The organism is Rhizobium sp. AB2/73 (genome assembly GCF_020871915.1).
GTDB lineage: Bacteria > Pseudomonadota > Alphaproteobacteria > Rhizobiales > Rhizobiaceae > Rhizobium > Rhizobium dioscoreae.
In genome coordinates this window covers 1,789,496-1,812,771 of record NZ_CP067071.1, presented here as the reverse complement: position 1 = coordinate 1,812,771, position 23,276 = coordinate 1,789,496, and the positions used below count along the sequence as shown (strand labels likewise).

Annotated in this window: 25 protein-coding genes; 16 read left to right on the top strand and 9 right to left on the bottom strand. The window is 58.5% G+C overall.

The genetic code is table 11. From position 1 onward, the window contains the following. The first annotated feature begins 151 nt into the window (after positions 1-151). The 12 genes from cobA (at position 152) to I8E17_RS09000 (ending at position 11,475) form a co-directional block, all read left to right on the top strand. A complete protein-coding gene (gene cobA, locus I8E17_RS09055) occupies positions 152-1,000 on the top strand; it encodes a uroporphyrinogen-III C-methyltransferase (protein ID WP_113366600.1) in 849 nt (282 codons plus the stop codon). After that, complete coding sequence (locus tag I8E17_RS09050; protein ID WP_069613143.1) at positions 997-2,304, top strand: cobyrinate a,c-diamide synthase; 1,308 nt, start codon at positions 997-999, stop codon at positions 2,302-2,304. Before cobA ends, I8E17_RS09050 begins: the two co-directional genes overlap by 4 nt. Further along, a complete protein-coding gene (gene cobD / locus I8E17_RS09045) occupies positions 2,301-3,299 on the top strand; it encodes a threonine-phosphate decarboxylase CobD (RefSeq protein ID WP_069613142.1) in 999 nt (332 codons plus the stop codon). Before I8E17_RS09050 ends, cobD begins: the two co-directional genes overlap by 4 nt. After that, positions 3,296-4,276 (top strand): adenosylcobinamide-phosphate synthase CbiB, encoded by a 981-nt coding sequence (cbiB, locus tag I8E17_RS09040; RefSeq protein WP_069613141.1) that lies wholly within the window; start codon positions 3,296-3,298, stop codon positions 4,274-4,276. Before cobD ends, cbiB begins: the two co-directional genes overlap by 4 nt. 118 nt (positions 4,277-4,394) lie before the next feature. Beyond that, positions 4,395-4,823 (top strand): L,D-transpeptidase, encoded by a 429-nt coding sequence (locus tag I8E17_RS09035; protein WP_069613140.1) that lies wholly within the window; start codon positions 4,395-4,397, stop codon positions 4,821-4,823. A gap of 219 nt (positions 4,824-5,042) precedes the next feature. Next, positions 5,043-5,321, top strand: coding sequence for an acyl carrier protein (locus I8E17_RS09030; protein WP_069613139.1), 279 nt, complete (start codon positions 5,043-5,045; stop codon positions 5,319-5,321). A gap of 122 nt (positions 5,322-5,443) precedes the next feature. Beyond that, a complete protein-coding gene (locus I8E17_RS09025; protein WP_069613138.1) occupies positions 5,444-5,917 on the top strand; it encodes a 3-hydroxyacyl-ACP dehydratase FabZ family protein in 474 nt (157 codons plus the stop codon). A gap of 43 nt (positions 5,918-5,960) precedes the next feature. Beyond that, positions 5,961-7,166: a beta-ketoacyl-ACP synthase gene (locus I8E17_RS09020; RefSeq protein ID WP_069613137.1), complete on the top strand. Its 1,206-nt coding sequence runs from the start codon at positions 5,961-5,963 to the stop codon at positions 7,164-7,166. Positions 7,167-7,176: 10 nt separating this feature from the next. Further along, positions 7,177-8,457: a beta-ketoacyl-ACP synthase gene (locus tag I8E17_RS09015; protein WP_069613136.1), complete on the top strand. Its 1,281-nt coding sequence runs from the start codon at positions 7,177-7,179 to the stop codon at positions 8,455-8,457. 55 nt (positions 8,458-8,512) lie between these two features. Further along, on the top strand, positions 8,513-9,541 hold the full coding sequence (locus tag I8E17_RS09010) for a zinc-binding dehydrogenase (protein WP_219510706.1): 1,029 nt from the start codon (positions 8,513-8,515) through the stop codon (positions 9,539-9,541). Between the two features lie 5 nt (positions 9,542-9,546). Further along, entirely contained in the window at positions 9,547-10,479 is a 933-nt protein-coding gene (locus I8E17_RS09005) for a lipid A biosynthesis lauroyl acyltransferase (RefSeq protein WP_069613134.1), read from the top strand. Between the two features lie 273 nt (positions 10,480-10,752). Beyond that, positions 10,753-11,475, top strand: coding sequence for a PAS domain-containing protein (locus I8E17_RS09000; RefSeq protein ID WP_069613133.1), 723 nt, complete (start codon positions 10,753-10,755; stop codon positions 11,473-11,475). A gap of 187 nt (positions 11,476-11,662) precedes the next feature. Here the strand turns inward: I8E17_RS09000 and I8E17_RS08995 are convergent, their stop codons facing one another. Both I8E17_RS08995 and znuA read right to left on the bottom strand, forming a co-directional pair. Further along, positions 11,663-12,868 (bottom strand): GTP-binding protein, encoded by a 1,206-nt coding sequence (locus I8E17_RS08995; RefSeq protein ID WP_069613131.1) that lies wholly within the window; start codon positions 12,866-12,868, stop codon positions 11,663-11,665. A gap of 82 nt (positions 12,869-12,950) precedes the next feature. Next, positions 12,951-13,925, bottom strand: a complete 975-nt coding sequence (znuA, locus tag I8E17_RS08990; protein ID WP_069613130.1) for a zinc ABC transporter substrate-binding protein ZnuA — start codon at positions 13,923-13,925, stop codon at positions 12,951-12,953. A 100-nt stretch (positions 13,926-14,025) separates the two neighbouring features. On the opposite strand from znuA, the gene I8E17_RS08985 reads away from it, so the two are divergent. From I8E17_RS08985 to I8E17_RS08975, 3 genes are read left to right on the top strand one after another with little or no spacing between them, the layout of a single operon-like run. Next, positions 14,026-14,895 carry a metal ABC transporter ATP-binding protein gene (locus I8E17_RS08985; protein WP_069613129.1) on the top strand — a complete coding sequence of 290 codons (870 nt, stop codon included), beginning with the start codon at positions 14,026-14,028 and terminating at the stop codon, positions 14,893-14,895. Then, entirely contained in the window at positions 14,888-15,715 is an 828-nt protein-coding gene (znuB, locus tag I8E17_RS08980; protein WP_113366601.1) for a zinc ABC transporter permease subunit ZnuB, read from the top strand. The genes I8E17_RS08985 and znuB overlap by 8 nt, the downstream gene beginning before the upstream one ends. Beyond that, positions 15,712-16,110, top strand: a complete 399-nt coding sequence (locus I8E17_RS08975) for a Fur family transcriptional regulator (protein ID WP_069613127.1) — start codon at positions 15,712-15,714, stop codon at positions 16,108-16,110. The genes znuB and I8E17_RS08975 overlap by 4 nt, the downstream gene beginning before the upstream one ends. 51 nt (positions 16,111-16,161) lie before the next feature. On the opposite strand, the gene I8E17_RS08970 is transcribed toward I8E17_RS08975, so the two are convergent. Together I8E17_RS08970 and I8E17_RS08965 are read right to left on the bottom strand one after the other, a co-directional pair. After that, the gene (locus I8E17_RS08970) at positions 16,162-16,692 is read right to left on the bottom strand and encodes a gamma carbonic anhydrase family protein (protein ID WP_069613126.1); all 531 of its coding nucleotides are present in this window, start codon (positions 16,690-16,692) and stop codon (positions 16,162-16,164) included. 16 nt (positions 16,693-16,708) lie between these two features. Continuing rightward, the gene (locus I8E17_RS08965) at positions 16,709-17,404 is read right to left on the bottom strand and encodes a fumarylacetoacetate hydrolase family protein (RefSeq protein ID WP_069613125.1); all 696 of its coding nucleotides are present in this window, start codon (positions 17,402-17,404) and stop codon (positions 16,709-16,711) included. 139 nt (positions 17,405-17,543) lie between these two features. On the opposite strand from I8E17_RS08965, the gene dusA reads away from it, so the two are divergent. Next, positions 17,544-18,557, top strand: a complete 1,014-nt coding sequence (dusA, locus tag I8E17_RS08960) for a tRNA dihydrouridine(20/20a) synthase DusA (RefSeq protein WP_113366602.1) — start codon at positions 17,544-17,546, stop codon at positions 18,555-18,557. A gap of 127 nt (positions 18,558-18,684) precedes the next feature. On the opposite strand, the gene I8E17_RS08955 is transcribed toward dusA, so the two are convergent. The 5 genes from I8E17_RS08955 to I8E17_RS08935 form a co-directional block, all read right to left on the bottom strand. Continuing rightward, entirely contained in the window at positions 18,685-20,304 is a 1,620-nt protein-coding gene (locus I8E17_RS08955) for an IS66 family transposase (RefSeq protein WP_113367024.1), read from the bottom strand. Between the two features lie 75 nt (positions 20,305-20,379). Then, positions 20,380-20,724: an IS66 family insertion sequence element accessory protein TnpB gene (gene tnpB / locus I8E17_RS08950; protein WP_069611408.1), complete on the bottom strand. Its 345-nt coding sequence runs from the start codon at positions 20,722-20,724 to the stop codon at positions 20,380-20,382. Then, positions 20,721-21,107: a transposase gene (locus tag I8E17_RS08945; RefSeq protein ID WP_069611409.1), complete on the bottom strand. Its 387-nt coding sequence runs from the start codon at positions 21,105-21,107 to the stop codon at positions 20,721-20,723. Before I8E17_RS08945 ends, tnpB begins: the two co-directional genes overlap by 4 nt. Before the next feature lie 331 nt (positions 21,108-21,438). Further along, entirely contained in the window at positions 21,439-21,651 is a 213-nt protein-coding gene (locus I8E17_RS08940) for a cold-shock protein (protein WP_069613123.1), read from the bottom strand. Positions 21,652-22,000: 349 nt separating this feature from the next. Then, complete coding sequence (locus I8E17_RS08935; RefSeq protein ID WP_162750904.1) at positions 22,001-23,152, bottom strand: hypothetical protein; 1,152 nt, start codon at positions 23,150-23,152, stop codon at positions 22,001-22,003. Positions 23,153-23,276 lie beyond the last annotated feature (124 nt).

The following is a 23,276-nucleotide window of genomic DNA, read 5'->3' as shown; positions in this document are numbered from 1 at the left end:
CTGTCGCCGTTGGAAAAGCTCATAGCGTGCTGTCGCTCATGTTGGGGAGATGCGTGACGTAATGTTCGCAATGCGAGCGATGTCGAACGGAGATCGCCTTATCCCGTTCTCAACATTGCAATTTCGCCCATCCAGGCATAGGACACATGGGATGAACGATACCGCCTTTTCCAATCTGCCGGCCCTGGAGCCGGGGTCCGTCTGGCTCGTCGGTGCCGGGCCGGGCGATCCGGGGCTTTTGACCCTGCTGGCCGCCAAGGGATTGGCCGAGGCTGACATCATCGTGCATGATGCGCTCGTCAATGAAGATTGCCTCAAACTAGCCCGATCGGGCGCGGTGCTGGAATATGCCGGCAAGCGCGGCGGCAAGCCTTCCGCCAAGCAGCGGGATATCTCGCTGCGCCTGGTGGAACTGGCGCGGGCCGGCAAGCGCGTTCTGCGTTTGAAAGGGGGCGATCCCTTCGTTTTCGGCCGCGGTGGCGAGGAAGCGCTGACGCTTGTCCAGCATGGCATTCCCTTCCGCATCGTGCCCGGCATCACGGCTGGGATCGGTGGTCTGGCCTATGCCGGCATTCCCGTTACCCATCGCGACGTCAACCATGCCGTCACCTTCCTGACTGGTCATGACTCCTCCGGCGTCGTACCGGACGCGATCGATTGGGACGCGATCGGCAAGGGATCGCCCGTTATCGTCATGTATATGGCGATGAAGCACATTGCTCAGATCAGCGCGAATCTTATTGCTGCCGGCCGATCGGAGGACGAACCTGTTGCCTTCGTCTGCAATGCCGCGACATCCTCGCAGCAGGTTTTGGAGACGACGCTCGGGCGCGCGCCCGACGATGTCGAAGCCTCGGGCCTCGAGCCGCCCGCCATAGTCGTCGTCGGCGAGGTGGTGAAATTGCGGCCGTCGCTCGATTGGCTGGGTGCGCTTTCCGGCCGCATATTGCTGCCGGCGACCGAAAGCCCGGTGGAAAGCGGACGCAAGGTGTCGGCATGAGCGGGCTTCTGATCGCGGCACCCTCATCAGGCTCCGGCAAGACCACATTCACGCTCGGTCTGCTGCGGGCACTTCGAAACAGGGGCGTTGCGGTCGCGTCCGGCAAGGCCGGACCGGATTATATCGATCCTGCCTTTCACGCAGCAGCGCTCGGATCCTCCTGTCTCAACTTCGATCCCTGGGCCATGCGCGCCGAACTGATTTCCGCCAATGCCGCGCTTCATCGTGCCGGCGGACGGATGCTCGTGATCGAGGGGATGATGGGTCTATTCGACGGTGCTGCCGATGGCACTGGAACTCCGGCCGATCTTGCCGCCCTGCTTGGCCTTTCCGTCGTGCTCGTCGTCGACTGTTCTCGCATGTCGCAATCGGTTGCAGCGGTCGTCAGCGGCTTTGCCAATTTCCGGGCCGATATCCGCATTGCCGGCGTCGTGCTCAATCGCGTCGCCAGCGACAGGCATGAGAGAATGCTGCGCCAGGCGTTGGACGCGGTGCGCATGCCTGTTGTCGCCGTTATCCGCAGTGATGCCAGCCTGGCATTGCCGGAGAGGCATCTCGGTCTGGTGCAGGCTGGAGAGCATGGAGCGCTCGAGCAGTTTATCGAGGCGGCTGCCGAGGTCGTCTCGAAAGCCTGCGATTTCGATCTGCTCTTGCGCGCAGCACACCAGCATCTCGTTCGCACGTCAGCGGCCAATATCGCGCGGCTTATGCCGTTCGGTCAGCGCATTGCCGTGGCGCGGGATATCGCCTTCGCCTTCTGCTACGAACACATGCTGCTTGGCTGGAAGCGGCGCGGCGCCGAGATCTCCTTCTTCTCCCCACTTGCGGACGAGGCGCCGTCGTTCGATGCCGACGCCGTCTATCTGCCGGGCGGCTATCCGGAATTACACGCCGGAAAGCTTGCCGCTGCCCAGCGGTTCCAAGAGGGCGTAAAGACTGCCGCGGCGCGCGGAGTGCGCATCTATGGCGAGTGCGGCGGCTATATGGTGCTCGGTGAGGGGCTTGTCGATGCGGCAGGTGCGCTCCATGAAATGCTAGGCCTCTTGCCCGTTGTTACCAGCTACGAGAAACGACAGCGCCATCTTGGCTATCGGCGGGTGATGCCGCTTGCCGGCTCCTTCTTCAACAAGCCGATGACGGCGCATGAGTTTCACTATTCGACCATCGTATCGGAAGGTGAGGCGGATCGTCTGTTTGCGGTGAGGGATGCGCTCAATAACGATCTTGGTGCCGCCGGCTTGCAGCGTGGCAATGTTGCCGGCTCCTACATGCATTTGATCGATCTCGCCGGTGACGCCGTATGACCAGCAGGATTGTCCATGGAGGCGGCATTACGGCTGCGGCACGCCAATATGGCGGGCGTCCGGAGGAATGGCTGGATCTGTCGACCGGCATCAATCCCAATCCGGTGACGCTGCCGGAAATCCCGGTTGCGGCATGGCATAGGCTGCCTGACCAGCATTTGCAGGAGCGGGCGCGGGAAGCGGCGAGGAACTATTACCGGACCGGCGATATTCTGCCCTTGCCCGTTCCCGGCACGCAATCCGTCATTCAATTGCTTCCGAGGCTGGTGCCCGGTGGCAGCGTCGCAATCCTCTCGCCGACCTATGGCGAATATGCAAGAGCCTTCACGCTGGCGGGGCTGCAGGTCCGCCAGGTTTCGACGCCTGCCGAACTTACCGCTGACGACAGGCTCGTGGTTGCCGTCAATCCGAACAATCCTGATGGGCGAAGACTGCCGATCGAGCAGTTGCGTGATTTGCACGACAGGTTACGGAGCCAAGGCGGGATCCTTCTTGTCGACGAGGCCTTCGGCGATATGGAGCCGGCAGCGAGCATGGCGCCTTTTGCCGCCGCGATGCCCAATCTCGTCATCTTCCGTTCGTTCGGAAAGTTTTTCGGACTGGCCGGCCTTCGGCTTGGGTTCGTGATTGCTGAGGCCGCGATCCTGACACGTTTCGAGGATTGGCTCGGTCCATGGGCGGTTTCCGGGCCGGCCCTTTCGATCGCCGCGTCGCTCTTGGAAGGCGACACAAGCGCTATCCGAAACCGCATTCTTCAGCGACATTCGGCGCTGCAGACGGTTCTTCGCCGCTCGAGGCTGCATATTGCGGGAGGCACTGCCCTGTTTGCACTGGTTGCGGACGACCGCGCCGAGGGCACATATGCGTATCTCTGCCGTCATCATATTCTCGTCCGCAAGTTCGATTACGCCCGCAATTGGCTGCGCTTCGGGCTAGCTCCAGATGAAGAAGCGGATCAAAGACTCGCCGGGGTATTAGAGGATTATTCGACATGACCGCCGACGAACATTTGCTCATCCTGGTCCTGGCCTTGTTGCTCGACCGCATCGTCGGCGATCCCGACTGGCTGTGGCAGCGCTTTCCGCATCCGGTCGTGCTGTTCGGCAAGGCGATTTCATCCTTCGACCAGCGATTCAATGCAAAGCACCTGGCCGGCGTGCTTCGCCGCCGCAACGGACTGATGTCGATCGTCGCGCTGCTCATGGGCGCCGTGATCGCCGGCTGGGCCATTCATGGATTTTTCGCCTTCTTCGGCTGGCTCGGCATCCTGGTCGAGGCGGGGCTTGTGGCGGTTTTCATGGCGCAGAAGAGCCTTGCCGATCATGTCGAGCAAGTTTCGCGGGCATTGCGTGCCGATGGTCTGGAAGGAGGGCGTCTCGCCGTGTCGCGCATCGTCGGCCGCGATCCCGAGACGCTGGACGAGCCGGGTATCTGCCGTGCCGCCATCGAAAGCCTTGCCGAGAATTTTTCCGATGGTGTCGTCGCACCGGCGCTGTGGTACGGCGTTTTCGGCCTGCCCGGCCTCTTCTTCTACAAGATGCTCAACACTGCCGATTCGATGATCGGCCACAAATCCGAGACCTATGTCGATTTCGGCCGCGCTGCCGCGCGCCTCGACGATATCGCCAACTGGCCGGCCGCGCGCCTCTCCATCCTATTAATTGCTGCCGGCGCTCTGATCAAACGTGGCATCTCCGCGCTTGGAAATGCGATCCGCATCGCCGTCCGCGATGGCGGGCTGCATCGTTCACCCAACTCCGGCCGGCCCGAGGCGGCTATGGCCGGCGCGCTCGATATCCAGCTTGCAGGTCCGAGAATCTATGGCGGCGAGCTCGTGCGCGAGCCGATGATCAACGGCTCCGGCCGCGACACTGCTACGGTCAACGACATCGAAGCCGGCATTTCCATATTCTATTCCGCTTGCACGATGCTGACGCTTCTCGCTTTCCTGGGTTTTCTGCTGCTCTTGTGAGCGTCCCTAAATTAAGCAATCGCTCACTATATGTATTAATTTGGTATAATCAGTATAGCGATAGACTCTCCCATCGTCTGAATTGCTTCATAAGGAAGCAAACAGTCGGAGGGGCAAGATGAGGCGTATCGCGTTCGCAGTAACGGCATGCCTGTGCATGCAATTCCACACCGTTTCGGCCCATGCCGGGACTGTTCTGGCAGTGGTCGATCTTCGATCGCAAACAATGACCGTTTCGGAGGATGGAGCTCTGAAGTATCGCTGGCGAGTGTCGACGGCGCGCAGGGGCTATGTGACGCCGACCGGCTCCTACACGGCCAAATGGCTGTCCAGGGATCACCGCTCGAAAAAATATGACGATGCGCCGATGCCTTACGCCGTGTTCTTCAACGGCGGCTATGCCATTCACGGCACCTATGAGGTGCGGCGGCTCGGCCGGCCGGCGTCGCATGGCTGCGTGCGGCTCGATACCCGCAATGCTGCCACTTTCTTTGCGATGACATCGGATGCCGGGCTTCACAACACCCGCATCGTGATCAGCGAGTGATCTTTCGCCAACAAGCGCTTTGTCATGGCGGTTCGGCCGCAATGCTGCCGCATCTCGCGTCCATGTCGCGCGTGATTTCACAGGTATGACGCGGCAGTCATTTTGCTGTTTGCGCAACACTGTCTTGCCAAATTGCCGGGGTTTCTGGTGGAAACCATTGGCTTTTGGAATGGATTTCCCTATGAGGGGGATGAATTATTATTTCAAGAGGTATGGGCAGTGACTGCTACATTTGACAAAGTTGCCGACATCATCGCTGAAACCAGCGAAATCGACCGTGACACCATCACCCCGGATAGCCACACGATCGACGACCTCGGCATCGACAGCCTGGACTTCCTGGATATCGTTTTCGCGATCGACAAGGAATTCGGCATCAAGATCCCGCTCGAGCAGTGGACGCAGGAAGTCAACGAAGGCAAGGTCTCGACCGAAGAATACTTCGTCCTGAAGAATCTCTGTGCCAAGATCGATGAGTTGCGCGCTGCCAAGGGCTGAGCGACATCCTTGCATTTTTTGACGCCCAGCCGCCTTTGAATATGGCGGCCGGGCGGTTTCATTCTTAAATAGCGTATCCCGCCCGGCGCGTCCTGCATTGCCGGGTTGGATCGGAGGCGTTGATGCTGCTGGAATATTTCCAGATGATCGACAGGGTCGAGTCCGTCGATCTGTCCAAGGGCCAGTTGAAGGCTCATTCCGTCGTTCCGGCGAAAAGCCCTGTTTTCGAAGGCCATTTTCCGGGCATGCCCCTGGTGCCCGGCGTTCTTCTTATCGAAACGATGGCGCAGGCCTCGGGCATGCTGGTGCTTGCCGCGACGAAATTTGCCTACATGCCGTTCCTGATGTCGGTCGATGGCGCGAAGATGCGAACCTTTGTCGAGCCGGAAGCCGAACTCGATATCGAAGCAGATTTGGAACACGAGGGTTCGGGCTTCGCCGTCACCAAGGCGCGTATTGCCATTGCCGGAAAGAAGGTTTGCGATGCGCAGTTGAAGCTGCGCACCATGCCGTTTAATGAGGTGCCGCTCGGCGATATCGTGCGCAAGCGGGCAGGCGAGGTCGGGCTTCTCGACGCCATCCCCGCCAACGGTTGATGCTGCCGGCTTGTTCGGCGCCGCATTCGAAGAGGATTGATGAATGAGCAAGGCTCAGAATGATGTGGTGATCACGGGTATCGGCATCGTTACCTGCCAGGGCGTTGGCAAGGACGCGCATGTCGCCTTGCTGACCGCGGACAAGGCGCCGGCGACCATCGTCGAAACCGAGAAGTTCAAGCCCTATCCCGTGCATCCACTGCCCGAAATAGACTGGTCGCAACAGATTCCGAAGCGCGGTGATCAGCGCCAGATGGAAAACTGGCAGCGCATCGGCGTGTTCACCGCCGGCTTGGCGCTCGACGATGCCGGCTTCAAGGATGATCTGGAAGCCTGCGGCACCATGGACATGATCGTGGCGGCCGGCGGCGGCGAGCGCGACATCAATGTCGATACGCTGATCGTCAATGAGGGCCTGAAGCGCAACGACCGCGAGCTGCTGCTGAACGAGAAGCTGACGACCGAACTCAGGCCGACGCTGTTCCTGGCGCAGCTTTCGAACCTGCTGGCCGGCAACATCTCGATCGTGCACAAGGTCACGGGCTCGTCGCGCACTTTCATGGGCGAAGAGGCCTCCGGCATTTCGGCAGTGGAGACCGCGTTCCACCGTATCAAGTCCGGTGAATCGAGCCATGCTCTCGTAGGCGGCGCATTTTCCGCCGAGCGCCTGGACATGATCCTGCTAATCGAATCGATCAACGCGCATGCCATTGGTGACTGGCATCCCATCTGGTCGCGCAAGCCGGAAGACGGCGGTGGCATGATTATGGGCTCGCTGAGCGCCTTCCTCGTTCTTGAATCGCGTGCGCATGCCGAAGCTCGCGGCGCCCATATCTATGCGACGATTGATGCGGTGGAGGGCGATCGCGGCCGGCGCGACGAAGGCAAGTTTGAAGCGCGGCTGGAGCGTATGCTCGCGCCAGCCAAGCAGACGCCCGGCGATGCGACCGTCGTCTTTTCCGGCACGACGGCGATTCCCGATCTTGCCCAGCGCGAAAAGGCAGTGCTCGATGCCCAGCTTCCGGGCTCGGCTATTCGCGCCTATTCCGGCGTTTCCGGCCATGGGCTGGAAAGCCAATTCCCGCTCGGGCTCGCCTTCGCTGCATTGGCCGTCGCCAGCCAGGCCAAGGTGCCGCCTTTCGATGCTGCCCATGAAAAGCCAATGACTACGGGTGCCCGCAAAGCCGTGGTTACGACCGTCGGCCATGTGCGCGGCGAAGGCATTGCCGTATTGTCAGCTGAAGCGTGAGGAACAGGATATGACCGCTTACAAGGATCATCTCGGACGCCCGATCGTTGCCGTTACCGGCATGGGGATCATCACGTCGCTGGGGCAGGGCCTGCAGGACAATTGGAATGCATTGTCGTCTGGCACTTCCGGCATTCACGGCATTACCCGCTTCCCAACGGACGGCCTTTCGACGCGCATCGCCGGCACCGTGGATTTCATCGATATTCCAGCTCCGAACGCCGTCGAGCGCTCTTATGCTTTCGCCCGCGAAACAACTATTGAAGCTCTGGCTCAAGCCGGGATTTCTGGCGATTTCGACGCACCGCTGTTCCTGGCTGCGCCGCCGATCGAACCCGAATGGAGCGCCCGTTTCGAACTGGCCGACCGCTCTCCTCCGGCAGATCATGAGGGCGATGCATATGAACGCTTTCTCGCCGCCATGCGCCAGCGTCCCGATCCTGCCTTCCATGAAGCGGCTCTTTTCGGCGCCATTTCCGAGCGCCTTGCCGACCGTTTCGGTACGCGCGGCCTGCCGGTAACGCTGTCGACGGCCTGTGCATCGGGCGTGACGGCAATACAGCTCGGTATCGAGGCGATTCGTCAGGGACGCACCACGCGAGCACTGACCGTTGCCACCGACGGTTCGCTTAGCGCCGAGGCGCTGATCCGCTTCTCGCTGTTGTCAGCGCTGTCGACACAGAACGATCCGGCGACCAAGGCTTCCAAGCCATTCAGCAAGGACCGTGACGGCTTCGTCATCGCAGAAGGCGCTGCGACGCTGGTGCTGGAATCACTGGAGGCAGCGGTCGCACGCGGCGCCAAGATCCTCGGCATCATGAAGGGCGCGGGCGACAAGGCCGATTCCTTCCATCGCACCCGGTCTTCACCGGACGGTGGCCCGGCGATCGCGACGATCCGCGCAGCGCTTGCCGACGCGGGCATGGCCGAGACCGATATCGGCTATATCAACGCTCACGGCACCTCGACGCCGGAAAACGATAAGATGGAATATGGCGCGATGTCTGCCGTCTTCGGCGAGCGGCTTCCGACCATTCCGGTTTCCTCGAACAAGTCGATGATCGGCCATACGCTGACGGCTGCGGGTGCGGTCGAAGCGGTGTTCTCGCTGCAGACCATGCTGACCGGCACGCTGCCGCCGACCATCAACTACAACAATCCCGATCCGTCGATCATTCTCGACGTGGTGCCGAACAAGAAGCGTGAAAAGCAGGTAAGTGCCGTTCTTTCGAACTCTTTCGGGTTCGGCGGCCAGAATGCCAGCCTTGTCATGGCGCTTGAACCGGCTTAATCGGACTTCTGAAAAAACAGGACACAACTGCGCCCGAGAGGCGAGGGACTTTGCCATGCGTGCTTTGCAACTGATCGACGACCGCAAACTTGAGATCACCGATCTGCCGGAGCCGGATGCGCCGGGCGCGGGTGAGGTGACCTTGCGCGTCAAGGCCGTCGCCCTCAATCACATCGATGTGTGGGGCTGGCGCGGCATGGCGTTCGCCAAGCGCAAGATGCCGCTGGCCATCGGCGCGGAGGCCGCCGGCGTGGTCGAAGCGATCGGCCCGGGTGTTGCCAACGTCCTGCCGGGGCAGCTCGTATCGATCTACGGCGCGCGTACTTGCGGTCTTTGCCGCCATTGCCGCGAGGGTCGTGACAATCTGTGCGAATATGTCGGCGGCGTGCATGGTTTCCATCTCGATGGTTTCGCGCAGGAGAAGGTCAATCTTCCGGCCCGTCTGCTCGTTCCGGCGCCTCCCGGCGTCGACGCGGTGGGTGCCGCGCTTGCTCCGGTGACCTTCGGCACCGTCGAGCATATGCTCTTCGATAATGCCAAGCTCGAACCGGGCGAAACGATCCTCGTTCACGCGGGCGGCTCGGGTATCGGTACCGCCGCGATCCAGCTCGCCAAGAAGATCGGCTGCACGGTTATCACGACGGTCGGTTCCGACGACAAGATCGAAAAGGCGAAGGCGCTCGGCGCCGATCACGTCATCAACTATCGCACCGACCGCTTCGAGGGCGTTGTGCGTAAGCTGACGAAGAAAAAGGGTGTCGACGTGGTTTTCGAGCATGTCGGCAAGGACACCTGGGCCGGCTCCATGCTCTGCATGAAGCGCGGCGGCCGTCTCGTCACCTGCGGTTCGACTTCGGGCGTTTCGACCGAAATGAACCTGATGATGCTGTTCCAGCAGCAGCTGAAGCTGCTTGGCTCCTTCGGCTGCCGCATGGAGAACATGGCCAATGCGATGCAGAAGATGGCGCGCGGACTGGTTCATCCCGTGATCGATACCGAAGTCGGCTTCAATGACATCGACCGGGCGCTGGAGCGGATGGAATCGCGCCAGATCTTCGGCAAGATCATCCTGAAGATGGACTGAGCAGCGTGAAGCTCTTCATCACCCGGATCGTCCTTGCGCTCAGAAATTTCCGGCAGTGGCTGGTGGCGCAGGTCATTTTCGGCTTCCTGAATTTCCTGAAGCTGTTTCCGGCGGATGCAGGCATCAACTTCGCCGATTGGCTGACCCGCAAGATCGGTCCGCGCATGCGCCGGCATCAGCTGATGCTGACCAATCTGCGCAATGCCTTTCCCGAAAAGAGCGAGGCGGAGGTCGATGAGATCGCGCGTGCGAGCTGGGGCAATATGGGGCGCCTGGCAGCGGAATATGTGTTTCTCGACCGGCTTTTCGACTTCGATCCCTTTAGCGACAAGCCGGGCCGCATCGAAGTTTCGGGCATTCCGATCTTTCTCGACCTCAGGGACAACCCGCGGCCGTTTATCGTCTTTACAGGCCATACCGGCAATTTCGAACTACTGCCGGTCGCCGGCGCTGCCTTCGGCCTGACCGTGACCGTACTCTTCCGACCGCCGAACAATCCCTATGTCGCTCAGAAGGTTTTCGACTTCCGGGCTAAACGTATGGGCAACCTCGTTCCCTCCCACGCCGGCTCCTCGTTCAGCCTTGCGCGGGAGCTGGAAGCGGGTCGCGGCGTCGGCGTGCTGGTCGACCAGAAATTCCGCAAGGGCTTGAAGACGTTGTTCTTCGGCAGGGACGTAAAGACGAATCCGCTGTTGCCGAAGCTGGTGCGTCAGTTCAATTGCGAGGTCTATCCGGCCCGCTGCATCCGCCTGCCCGGCAATCGCTACCGGCTGGAGATCGAGCCGAAGCTCGAGATGCCGCGCAACGAAGCCGGCGGTCTCGATCTGACCGCAACGGCGCAGATGCTGAATGACAAGGTTGAGAGCTGGGTACGGGAAAACCCTGAGCAATGGCTTTGGTATCATGATCGCTGGAATATCAAGAAGAGCGTTTTCTAGACATCCATTCCGGCCCGTTAGCGACAGTTTTGCATTGTATATTTGCATCCGGTCTTCATGCAGTCATTACGCCAGGTAAGCCTTGCATTTCAGAAAGTTCTCCTTTCACGAGAACTTCCGCTCATCCGGATTGAAAGTAGGGATAAGTCATGTTAATTCACAATGCGGAAAGTTTGGTGAGAATGCGGACACCAAGCTGAATATCCTTGGGCATGGTAACGCCGGGAAACGAGGCCCCTGCGTCTTGCTGTGTGCGGGGACAGGAGGGCAATTTTGCTGGCACTCTTTCATGCCTTCTCCACGAAATGTAACCAGATTCAGCGTGCGATAAAACTTGGCGATGATGAGCTTGTAGCGTCACTCGATCGCGAATTGGAGCCACTTATCGCGGCTATCCTGGCCTATAAGGCTACGAGTCTGCTTGAAATTTACATGCAGCTCCAGTTCATGAACAATCTCATCCGAGAAGAATCGGACGATCGCTCGCGCGTCATGCGCAATTCCGCATCGCTGTCGGTATTGATCGATCGCTATTTCGGCGGTGCAAGCGAAGCAGCAGGCGAAGTTCTTCGGGTGTTTTCAAGCGAGAAAATCGATCGGGACGATGCGTTCGGCTTCGAAGAAAGCAGCGTTCTCAATGATGTCATTCTGGACAGCCTGCCGGATCGCGTTGCCGTCGTGACGCGGGACTATCGCTACCTCTACAGCAACGCCGCCAATTCGGAGTTTCTGAAGTCGAAGCCGATCGAACTCATGGGACGTCATATCTCGGAATTTGCCGGCGCGGAAGATTTCGAAAACAGCCTCAAGGCGAAGCTTGATGCTTGCTTTACCGGGGAGAAGGTGGAGTGCCTTTATCCCTCTTATCGCCAGATCGAACCCGGCAAGGTATTTCACTGCACTATGACGCCGCTGCGGGCCAAGGCGGAAGTGATCGGCGCATTGCTCGTCATGCACGAGATCATCGCCGTTCCTGCAGGCATGCTGGTGGCCTGAATTCGCGTTCAGGCCCCAAACAGCAGTTTTCCAATCGCGTCCGGTATCAGGCGAAGATTGTGTTCGCTTGATTTAGTGGTGTCTCGATCCGCTTCGACCGTATCGGACCGCGATCGATCGCTCGCCTCTTCGTTATCGCCGCTGCTATCGAAGCAGTAGCAGCGGAATCGGATCATTTTCGGCTGTTTCATGCCGGTAACCTGTTCCAGCTTGCAAACGGATCGGGCAGATTGCGCCAACGCTCGGGCGTGAAGCGGTCCGCCTTGACGAGGCAGGCATTCAGTTCGGCGGTAATCTGTTTTTCGCTCATCGGGTCGGCGCCGATGAACACCAGCTCCTGGCGGCGGTCCCCCCAGATCGGATCGAGATAGGGTGCCAGCGCCCGCTGGAAGCCGGGATTGCGCGGCCATTGGTCCTGCGGGACGGCAGCCCACCAGAGGCCTATCTTGCCCGTGCGGACGAGTGCACCCGCCTGGCTCATTTCGCCGACATAATAGGGCCGCGTCGCCAACCAGAAGAAGCCCTTGGCTCTGACAACGCCCGGCCACGAGCGATTGAGGAAGGCTTGGAATTTCGCGGGGTCGAATGGTCTTTTCGCGCGGTAGACGAAGGAGCGAATGCCATATTCTTCCGTTTCGGGAACATGATCCTTGAAACCGTGCAATTCCTTGTACCAGAGCGGATGCGTTTCGGCGCGATCGATATCGAAGCGTCCGGTGCCGAGAACCTCCGCCGGTTCGACTGCACCGAAATCCGCTTCGATGAGACGCGCATCGGGGTTGAGGCCGACGATGATCTTGCGGGCGGCGTCGCGTTGTTCAGCCGTTGCCGAACCGACCTTGTTGAGAATGACGACATCGGCAAATTCGATCTGCTCAACCAGAAGGTCGACAATGGTCCGGTTGTCGCCTTCACCTGCGGTTTCACCGCGACCGGCGAGGAAATCCGTCGATCCATAGTCGGCAAGAAGATTGGCCGCATCGACAACCGTAACCATCGTATCGAGCCGGGCAACGTCGGAAAGACTGCTGCCATCCTCGTCGCGGAACTCAAAGGTGGTGGCAACGGGCAGGGGCTCGGCAATGCCTGTGGATTCGATCAGCAGATAATCGAAGCGATCCTGCTCCGCGAGCTGGCGGACTTCCTTCAGTAGGTCGTCGCGCAGCGTGCAACAGATGCAGCCATTGGTCATCTCGACGAGCTGTTCCTCCGTGCGGGAGAGATTGGCGCCGCCATCGCGCACCAGCGCCGCATCGATATTCACCTCGCTCATGTCGTTGACGATGACGGCAACGCGCAGACCCTCGCGGTTGTTGAGAATATGGTTGAGCAGCGTCGTCTTGCCGGCGCCGAGAAAACCGGAGAGGACGGTAACCGGGAGCTTCCTGTTCATGACAATCTCTTTTGTAATGTAATATCATTACATTTGTTGCGATGAAAAAAGCGAGCCATGCGCTCGCTTCCTTCGGCGGTGTTCAGCCTTGTGCTGAAAGGCAGGTTTTCAGAGAACTGGCGATGCCGCGCATCAGGTCGAAATAGAGATCCGGTCCTTGCGGCAGCGTTGCGGCTTCCGGGTCCAGCACACCCGATTTTGCCGATGTGCCCTCGAGCACCACCTTGACCAGCTTCGGTTCGAATTGCGGTTCGGCGAAAACGCAGGTCGCGCCGAGATCGGCGACCTTGCTGTGGATCTCGGCGACGCGCTGCGCGCCCGGGATGGTTTCCGGGCTGACCGTGATGGAGCCAGAGACACGCACGCCATAGCGATGCTCGAAATACTGGTAGGCATCATGGAAGACGATGAAAGGCTTGTCCTTCACAGGGGCGAGCGTCGAAGCGATTTCCATATCGAGCGCATCGAGCTTGTCGTCCAAGGTCTTCTGATTTGCCTCGTAGGTGAGGGCGTTGGCGGGATCGGCCGCGACCAGCGACGTCGTGATTTCGGCGACCATCGCCTTGGCATTGTGCGGATCGAGCCAAAGGTGAGTGTCGAACTCGCCATGATCGTGGTCGTGATCATGTGCATGATCATCGCTGGCTTCGTGTTCGTCGCCATCGTCATGCGGTTCGAAGGCACCGCCTTCGCGGAACTTCAGTTTGGCGATGCCGGGTGCGTCGTCAAGCTCGACGACGGTGGCATTGGTACCGAGTGCGGCAAGCGGCTTCTGCAGAAAAGCTTCCATGCCCGGCCCAACCCAGAAGACTACTTTCGCCTCCTGAAGGTTGCGCGCATTCGACGGCTTGAGCGCATAGGCATGCGGCGAAGCAGCACCGTCGACGATCAGATCCGGGGTGCCGACGCCCTGCATGACGGCTGCGACCAGCGAGTGGATCGGCTTGATGGAGACGACGACTTTCGGCGCATCGGCGGCAGTTGCGGTCGTGCTGACGAGCAGGCCGGAAAGGAGAAGGGAGGCGGCGAAGGGAAGAAGAGTTTTTGCTGCGTTCATGCCAGAAATGCCCTTGAATGGGTCTGTTATGTTATTACATCAATTGCGTTATGCTATAACGTGTGCGATAGCATGGCGCAATAGTGCAATTGGAAATTTCATGCTTTCTTCCATCGACAGCAAGAGCCGGCCGCTGGTGTCGCTCCATGATGTCGGCGTCCGCCGCGACGGACGCTGGCTGGTGCGTGGCGTCGATTTCTCCGTCAGTCGCGGCGAGATCGTCACCCTGATCGGCCCGAACGGTTCCGGTAAATCGACCAGTGCCAAGACGGCGATCGGCGTGCTGAAGCCGGACGAAGGACGTGTCGACCGCATAGCCAATCTGAAGGTCGGCTACGTGCCGCAGAAGCTTGCCATCGATTGGACCTTGCCGCTTAGCGTGCAGCGATTGATGACGCTGACCGGGCCTTTGCCGGAGCGCGAGCTGGTTGCTGCTCTTGAAGCCGTCGGCATCGCGCATCTCGCGAAAGCCGAGGTGCAGCATCTTTCCGGCGGCGAATTCCAGCGGGCGCTGCTGGCGCGCGCCATCGCCCGCAAGCCCGATCTGCTTGTGCTGGACGAGCCAGTGCAGGGGGTCGATTTCAGCGGTGAGATCGCGCTTTACGATCTCATCAAGTCGATCCGCAATTCGCAAGGCTGCGGTATCCTGCTGATCTCGCATGATCTGCATGTCGTGATGGCGGCGACGGATACTGTGGTCTGCCTGAATGGCCACGTCTGCTGCCGCGGCACGCCACAGACTGTCAGCCAGAGCCCGGAATATGTGAAGCTGTTCGGTACGCGGGCGGCACAATCTCTGGCGATCTACAGCCACCATCACGACCATACGCATCTGCCTGACGGTCGCGTGCAGCATGCGGACGGTTCGATTACGGACCATTGCCATGCCGATGATGGCCATCATCATGGCCACGATCACGATGATCATCATCACGGCCATGACCATGTCGAGGGAGAGCGTCATGTTTGATGATTTCTTCCCGCGCGCCGTCGTTGCCGGCGTCGGGCTGGCGCTGACGACCGGGCCGCTCGGCTGCTTCATCATCTGGCGACGTATGGCCTATTTCGGCGACACGATCTCGCATTCGGCATTGCTCGGCGTGGCCCTCTCGCTACTTTTTCAGCTCAATCTGACGCTGTCGGTCTTTGCGGTTGCCGCGCTCGTGTCGATCCTGCTGCTGTTTCTGCAGCGGCGGCAGGCGCTCTCGGCGGATGCGTTGCTCGGCATTCTCTCGCATGCGACACTGGCTATCGGCCTTGTCATCGTCGCCTTCATGAGTTGGGTGCGGATCGATCTCATCGCCTTCCTCTTCGGCGACATACTGGCCGTCAGCCAGTCCGATATCGCGGTAATCTGGGGCGGCGGCATCCTCGTTCTTGCGGCGATTGCCTGGCTCTGGCGGCCGCTTTTGGCCTCGACAGTCAATCTCGAGCTTGCCGAGGCAGAAGGATTGCGGCCGGAGCGCGCGCGGCTGCTCTTCATGCTGCTGATGGCCGTGGTGATCGCGATTGCCATGAAGATTGTCGGCATACTTCTGATCACGGCGCTGCTGATCATTCCCGCGGCCACCGCACGTCGCTTTGCCTCGACGCCGGAAACAATGGCGATCTTTGCTTCGCTGCTTGGCGCCATCGCCGTTGTCGGCGGGCTTTTCGGATCGCTGCGCTATGATACGCCGTCTGGCCCGTCGATCGTGGTTGCGGCGCTCGTTCTATTTATCATCAGTCTGCTGCCCCTCGTTCGCAGGAGCGGCACGCCAGCGGCGCAACAGAGAGGACAGTCATCATGACCACTCCGATGCTCACCAAGAACCAGTCCCTCGTTTTCGATATCCTGACCAAGGCGGAGGCGCCGCTCAGCGCCTATACCATCCTGGACAAGCTGCGCGATCAGGGTTTTCGGGCGCCGCTGCAGGTTTACCGTGCGCTCGACAAGCTGCTGGAATATGGCGTCGTGCATCGGCTCGAGAGCATCAACTCCTTCGTCGCTTGCGCGCATCCGCACGAAGATTGCCATAGCCATGGCCTCGTTGCCTTTGCCATCTGCGAAAGCTGCGGTCAGGTGATCGAGTTTCATGATCACGAGGTGGATCATCGGCTGATGGACTGGCTGAAATCTCAGAAGTTCAAGGCGGAGAAGTCGACCATCGAAATTCGCGGTCATTGCGCCAGTTGTGCGGCTTGAGCTACGCGCCGCAACGCATTCCGCGTTCCATCAATTACTCATAAGAGAATTCTAATCCAATCTTTTAAGATCACGCGCGAAGCGCTGCCAGTTGGCGACGTAATGCTGAGCTGAGCGGCGCAGGCCTTCGATCGCAGCTTCGTCCAGGGTGCGGATGGCTCTTGCCGGTGCGCCGACGATCAGCGAGCCATCCGGAAATTCCTTGCCTTCCGTGACGAGCGCATTGGCGCCGACGAGGCAATTATTGCCGATCTTCGCGCCGTTCAGAATGGTTGCGCCCATGCCGATCAGCGAATTGTTGCCGATGGTGCAGCCATGGATGATGGCGTGATGGCCAATGGTGCAGCCTTCGCCGATCGAAACCGGAAACGCCGGATCGGTGTGGATCATCGTGCCTTCCTGAATATTCGTCGCCTTGCCTAAGGCGATCAGCTCATTGTCGCCGCGCAGGACCGAGCCGAACCAGATGCCGACATCCTCGCCGATCTCGACCTTGCCGATCACGCTTGCGTCTGGCGCGATCCAGTATCGGTCGGGGCCCGGCGTTTTCGGTGTGAGGCCGGCAAGGGCGTAGAGCGGCATGGTCGATCCTCCTCGATCAGACGACGTTCAGCACAAGATTGGCGAGGCCATCGACGGCGCAGCTGATCCGGTCGCCGCGGACAACGGGGCCGACTCCGGCGGGCGTACCGGTCATGATGATATCGCCCGGGGCCAGTGTGAACAGCTTGGAGAGCTCGGCGATGATTTCCGGCACCTTCCAGATCATCTGAGAGAGATCGCCTCTCTGGGCGGCCTCGCCATTGCGCATCAGCCAGATGCCGCCCTTGTCGGGATGGCCGGCGCGGGTGGCCGGAACCAATGCTGAAACCGGAGCCGAGTGATCGAAGGCCTTGCCGATTTCCCAGGGGCGGCCGAGCTTCTTGGCTTCACCCTGCAGGTCACGGCGGGTGAAATCGATGCCGACACCATAGCCATAGACGCAATCCAGTGCCTGTTCGACCGGGATGTCCGCGCCACCGCCGCGCAGCGCCACGACAAGCTCCACTTCATGATGCACGTCCGCTGACAGCGAAGGATAGGGGAAATCGCTCGAGACAAGCAGATTGTCCGGGTTCTTCTGGAAGAAGAAAGGCGGTTCGCGGGTGGGGTCATGACCCATCTCTATGGCGTGGTCGGCATAGTTGCGGCCGACGCAATAGACGCGACGCACAGGAAAAAACTCGGTCTCACCGTCGATCGGCAGAAGGACAGGGGCAGGTAGTGGAATGACTGTCTTTAGTGGGGCGTTCATATGCGCTTTCGAAACTCTCATCTTTTTCAGAGGGCTGCTGCCGTCCGACTCCTTCGAGCAAGCTAGCATTATTGTTACAGCCGCGAAAACTGGCGTTTTTGAGGGATTTGGTGTAGAGCGCGGATCAGAAAGGTTTCCCATGTATAGCGACGCACTGAAAACTGGCCGCAAGATCTTTGCGGTCGCCCCCATGATCGACTGGACGGATCGCCATTGCAGATACCTGCATCGGCAGATCAGCCGGCATGCGCTTCTCTATACCGAGATGGTGGTGGCGGATGCGATCATTCATGGGCCGCGCGACCGGCTGCTGGGGCATGATGCTGCCGAACATCCCGTCGCGCTGCAGCTTGGCGGCTCCGATCCGGCCAAGCTTGCCGAGGCGGTGAGGATCGCGGAAGCCTATAACTATGACGAGATCAATCTCAATGTCGGCTGTCCGTCCGATCGCGTGCAGTCCGGCACCTTCGGCGCCTGCCTGATGCTGACGCCGGAGACGGTCGCATCCTGCATTGCGGCGATGAAGGCGATCTCGAAGGCACCCGTCACGGTGAAATGCCGCATCGGCGTCGATGAGCAGGAACCCGAAGAGGCGCTGCCCGAACTGATGACGCGCGTGCTCGATGCCGGCGCCGATGCGATCTGGATCCATGCCCGCAAGGCCTGGCTGAAGGGCCTGTCGCCGAAGGAAAACCGCGAAATACCGCCGCTGGACTACGATATCGTCTACCGCATGAAGCAGCGCTGGCCTCAGGTTTTCATCGGCATCAACGGCGGCATCCAGACGCTGGATCAGGCCGGGGCGCATTTGGCCCACGTCGATGGCGTCATGCTCGGCCGCGCCGCCTATCAGAATGCCGCCATTCTCGCCGACGTCGATCGTCGCTTCTTCGGCGAACCGGCCGCCGAGGCTGACTGGAACGGGCTGCGCGACCGGATGATGGATTACGTGGAGCGCCACATCGAAAATGGCGGCCGCCTGCAGCATGTCGCGCGCCACATGGTCGGCCTCTTCACCGGCTTGCCGGGCTCGCGCCGTTACCGCCAGATCCTTTCCACCGACGCCAACAAACCGGGGGCGGGGCCGGAGGTGATTGCCGCCGCCTTCGCGGCGGTGGATTTCAGTGCGGATTCGGAGCGGGTCAGCGCTTGAGGGGATACTGATCCCCACTGCGTTCTTCCTTCGAGCGCAGCTTTCGTTACCACCTCACACCCGTCATCCTCGGGCTTGACCCGAGGATCCACGCCCAAGCACATTGGTGCGTTTAAATCGTAAGCGGTTAGCTGATGGCGTCAGGCCTGAAGTTCCATGGCATAAGCGCCTCGAGCTCGGATACTGGCCAGCCTTGAGCGATGCGGGTCAATGTCTGGGAGAGCCAGTCGAGCGGATCGACGCCATTTATTTTGGCTGTCTGCAAGAGGGTGGCGACCGTCGCCCAGGTGCGTCCACCACCCTCGCTGCCGGCGAATAGACTGTTCTTTCTCGTAATTGTTTGGGGCCTGATCGCGCGCTCGACGACATTGGAGTCGATTTCGATCCGGCCGTCCGTCAGGAAGCGCTCCAGTGCTTCGCGCCGGGTGAGCGCGTAGCGGATTGCTTCGGCGGTCTTGGACTTGCCAGAGACCTTGCCCAGTTCCTTCTCCCAAAGATCAAAGAGGCCGGAGACGATGGTTGCAGATTTTTCCCGACGCAGCACGGAACGGCTGTCGGCATCTCGACCGCGGACATCATCCTCGATGCGCCACAGCTCGGTCATCGCGATGATCGTGTGCGTTGCAGCCTTCGAGACTCCGCTGATGTGAAGGTCGTAAAACTTGCGGCGTAGGTGCGCCCAGCACCCTGCGAGTTGGATCGTTTCATTGCTGCCGGCTTTGGCACGCGTCTTGGCGAGATTGGTATAGGCCGAGTAGCCGTCGACCTGCAGAATACCGCTGTATCCGGCGAGATGACGTGCCACGCAATCAGCGCCCCTGCTGTCCTCAAAACGATAGGCCACCATTGGCGGACTGGTTCCGCCATAGGGGCGATCATCGCGAGCATAAGCCCAAAGCCAGGCCTTCGTCGTTTTCCCCGAACCGGGCGCAAGAGTGGGTAAGGTGGTTTCGTCGGCGAAGATCCTTTCGCCCTCCTTGACGCGCTCGAGGATGTAATCGGCGCATATCTGCAGCTCGAAGCCCAGATGCCCCATCCACTGGGCCATCAACGATCGGCTGATCTCGACACCGTCGCGTAGATAGATTGCCTCCTGCCGGTAAAGCGGAAGGCCGTCGGCGTATTTGGAGACGGCGATATAGGCGAGCAGCCGCTCCGTCGGCAGGCCGCTTTCGATGATGTGTGCCGGTGCCAACGCCTGGAGCACGCCATCGTTGCCCCGGAAGGCATATTTGGGGCGACGCGTCACGATGACCCTGAACTTCGGTGGCACGACATCCAGTCGTTCGGAGCGATCCTCACCGATCAGGACCTTTTCCAGCCCCTCGCAGCCGGCAGGGATCTCCGGCTCGATCACTTCCTCTATGCGTTCGAGATGAGCGGCAAAACTCTTGCGCGGACGTGGTGCTCGTTTCGGCTTTTCCTTGGCCGCGCGATCGAGCTCGCTCTGGATCGCCGAAAGGCCGGTCTCAACTTCCTCGAAAGCAAAGGAGACCTGCTCGTCGTTGATGCCAAGGCGCAGCCGCTCGGAACGGGTGCCATGTTGGGTGCGCTGCAGAACCTTCAAGATCGATGTGAGGTTGGCAATCCGCTCGTTGGCGCTCTTCTCCATCGCCTCCAGCCGGGCGATCTCAGCTTCAGCGGCCTTCAGTCGGGCTTCTTTCGCAGCCTGCTCGCGCGCCATCGCGAGGACCATCGCTTTCAGCGCGTCAATGTCGTCCGGCAAGTCGTGAGGGGGCAAATCCATGGGAATGAGTAGAGCACAAAAACCGCCGTTTTCCCAACCATTACAGCGGCATGATTCATCTTGCCGCAGGCCCTGTCAGCCCGTCAACAAGGGCCGCCGGACCTTGGCCGGGCGGATCTTTTTCCAATCCATTCCGGCTAGCAACGCCATCAGCTGAGAATGGTCCAGACGTATCCGTGCCGCCGATATGCCCGGCCAGCAGAAGCCTTGATCTTCCAGGGTTTTCGAATAGAGGCAGACACCACTGCCATCCCACCAGACAATACGAATACGATCGGCCCGTTTCGACCGGAAGACGTAAAGCGCGCCATTGAAGGGATCGAGGCCGCCATCCCGCACCAGCGCCATCAAAGAGACGGCCCCCTTGCGGAAGTCGACCGGCTGGCACGACACATAAACCACCACACCGGAGGCGATCATGCCTTGCGAGCCGCCCGTAAAACCCTCACCAGATGATCAGGGTCGAACTCGCCGCCAACGCGCACCACCATATCCGCAATGACAATATCTACCGAGCCGCTTCTCATCGTATCAACGCGCGCGAACTTGATCTCCTTGCCCATTCCCTCCGTCAGGGGCGCAACAACTCCCGATGCCAGTGCCTTGCGACGCCACCCATAAAGCTGCGAGGGATCCAAGCCTTCAGACCGGGCAATCGCCGAGACATTGGCTCCAGGCTGCAACGTCGCGGCCACGATCCGCGCCTTCTCATCATCCGACCAGTCACGCGGCTTGCGTCGTCTTCGGACGGGCTCTGCCGTCAAAACCTCAAAGGTTCGAGGGTGATTCACACTGTCGCTCATGGAATTCTCCGCATGACTCATGCAGAAAATCGCCGATCAGCAGTCCGAAAGATACGTGGGGTGGCCTACGCGCTTACTTTAAATCGACAAGAGTGCTGGTTTCGCTTTGGCAACCTATCCCTTTTCGCCGGAGGAGGCGATGGGGCCTGTGCCTAGATCCTCGGGTCAAGCTCGAGGATGACGGAATGTTAGGATGTTCCGGGGCAGACAACGGACTTGCGGTGAGGGCATAGCCAAGCTTGCTTCAGGACGAGGGTGCTCTCCTCACAAACGAAAACGGCGCGGTTTTCACCGCGCCGTTCGAAACCTTGATCCGGTAGTCACCAGAGGCTTAGGCAGCCTGGATGTTGACAGCCTTCGGGCCCTTGCCCATGCGATCCGGCTCGGTGTCGAAGGTGACCTGCTGGCCTTCGCGCAGCGACTGGATGCCGGAAGCCTGAAGAGCGGAGATATGGACGAAAACGTCCTTTGCGCCGCCGTCAGGAGTGATGAAACCAAAACCCTTGTCCTGGTTGAAGAATTTTACGGTGCCCTTGGTGGCCATGGGGGATAGTCCTTTACCCATCAGTCTTAGTTTATCCGGATAGACCGGACGGCTTTGCTTCCGCAACATGCGAAAGCCAGTCGAGAAGTCACGTACGGGGAAAGAACGTCTGCGCGGGTCAGAAGACCCAACCGCTGCCTGCCGCAAGCGGATCACCAAATCAGTCCAGTCACCGGCATGCAAATGCCCGAGCATGCATATGGGTGACAGGGTTTGTGGAAAAAGGCAAGGGGCAATATCGGGGCAGGGTGGGAAACGGGTAGGATAGGGTGGGAATTTCAAGGGGTTGAGTGGTACATGTGAACTTCCTCATTATTCTCATCATTATGAAAATATACATCAGAATAGGTTAGATAATACTAAGCGCAATTCTCTTGATGATGGGCATTATATAAAGAATGATATCTTTCGAATATGGCAGGAAATATCCAACAATTACTCCTGCGATGGCCCCTTTTACAGCCGAATTACTGGTAGTCTCTAATGAATATCGATCCTTCATCGTCGACAGAATATTTTTATATGGGCCTACTTTGTTATCTTTTAAATTTTCTATCTCATAGGTTATTTTTGGATTTATTGCGATAAATCCGAATTTCTGTTCTATTGTATTGAGCTCTTCCTTATAATATCTCTCTGCTCCTTCTATTTGAGTCTGAATTTTCTCAAGTTTTATAAGTGCGTCATAGATATCCAGTTTTTGATTTTTGGGCCAAAACGAAAATGTTTTTCTCTTAAAATTCGTATTTTTATCAATTAAAATAGCAAGATTGGATATATTTGTACCAACGTTATTTTTAGTATTTATTATGCTGTAATAAGTTGATATTTCCTGTTTTATTCTGTCTTGGCAGTCAAATTTTATATCTTGTAAATTTCGTCCCTTTTGAATGTAGAAATTTACAATATCATATCCATAACTTTCTTCGTATTCGACATCGTACTTTCGTTCGTCTGTCTCGTAAATAAAGAAATCAGCATGAAATGGAGAAGGCCCAAGCATATGAAAATCTATCCCGTTTTTCTCCGTTAGGTTTTTCTTCATATGCTTCCAAAGTAACGAAACTGCCGCTGAAGGATCGTCCTCGATGACGTCCGTACTTACGTAAACAACCGGAAAGTGTCCGCCATAAACAATTGTAATCTCCAAGTTCTCACTTTTTAATGATCCGAGAAAGCGTGCACCATATTCTTTCTGCAGCCGGAATGGCATAGTCATCTTTATGGAGATCGTACCGCTCATGAAATGAGGGTATGGATATTCTATTTCAGATAAATCAGAACTTTCCGAAAAATTGTTTTCGACAAATTCTCCTATATACTGTGTTTCGGTAAAATCTGAAAATACAACCTCTTTAATCAAATTATCTTGTTTGAGATAATCCTCAATTTCATCCAAGTAAACCCTTCCAGGGTTCTGTCCTATTAATTTGGTCTTCTTCTGGAAGTGAAAGCAACCAACGCCGAATGAATGAATTAATACAGGGTTATCTTTTTCCACGATTTCTTTACTTCTTGTTGAGCTTTTAGGTTATTTTCTCGCACAGGTTAAGGTCATTGTAATCGCGAATTCAAATATTCATAGGTATCGCTTTGTCTTTTGTCGTCGCGATAACAGGTTGTTA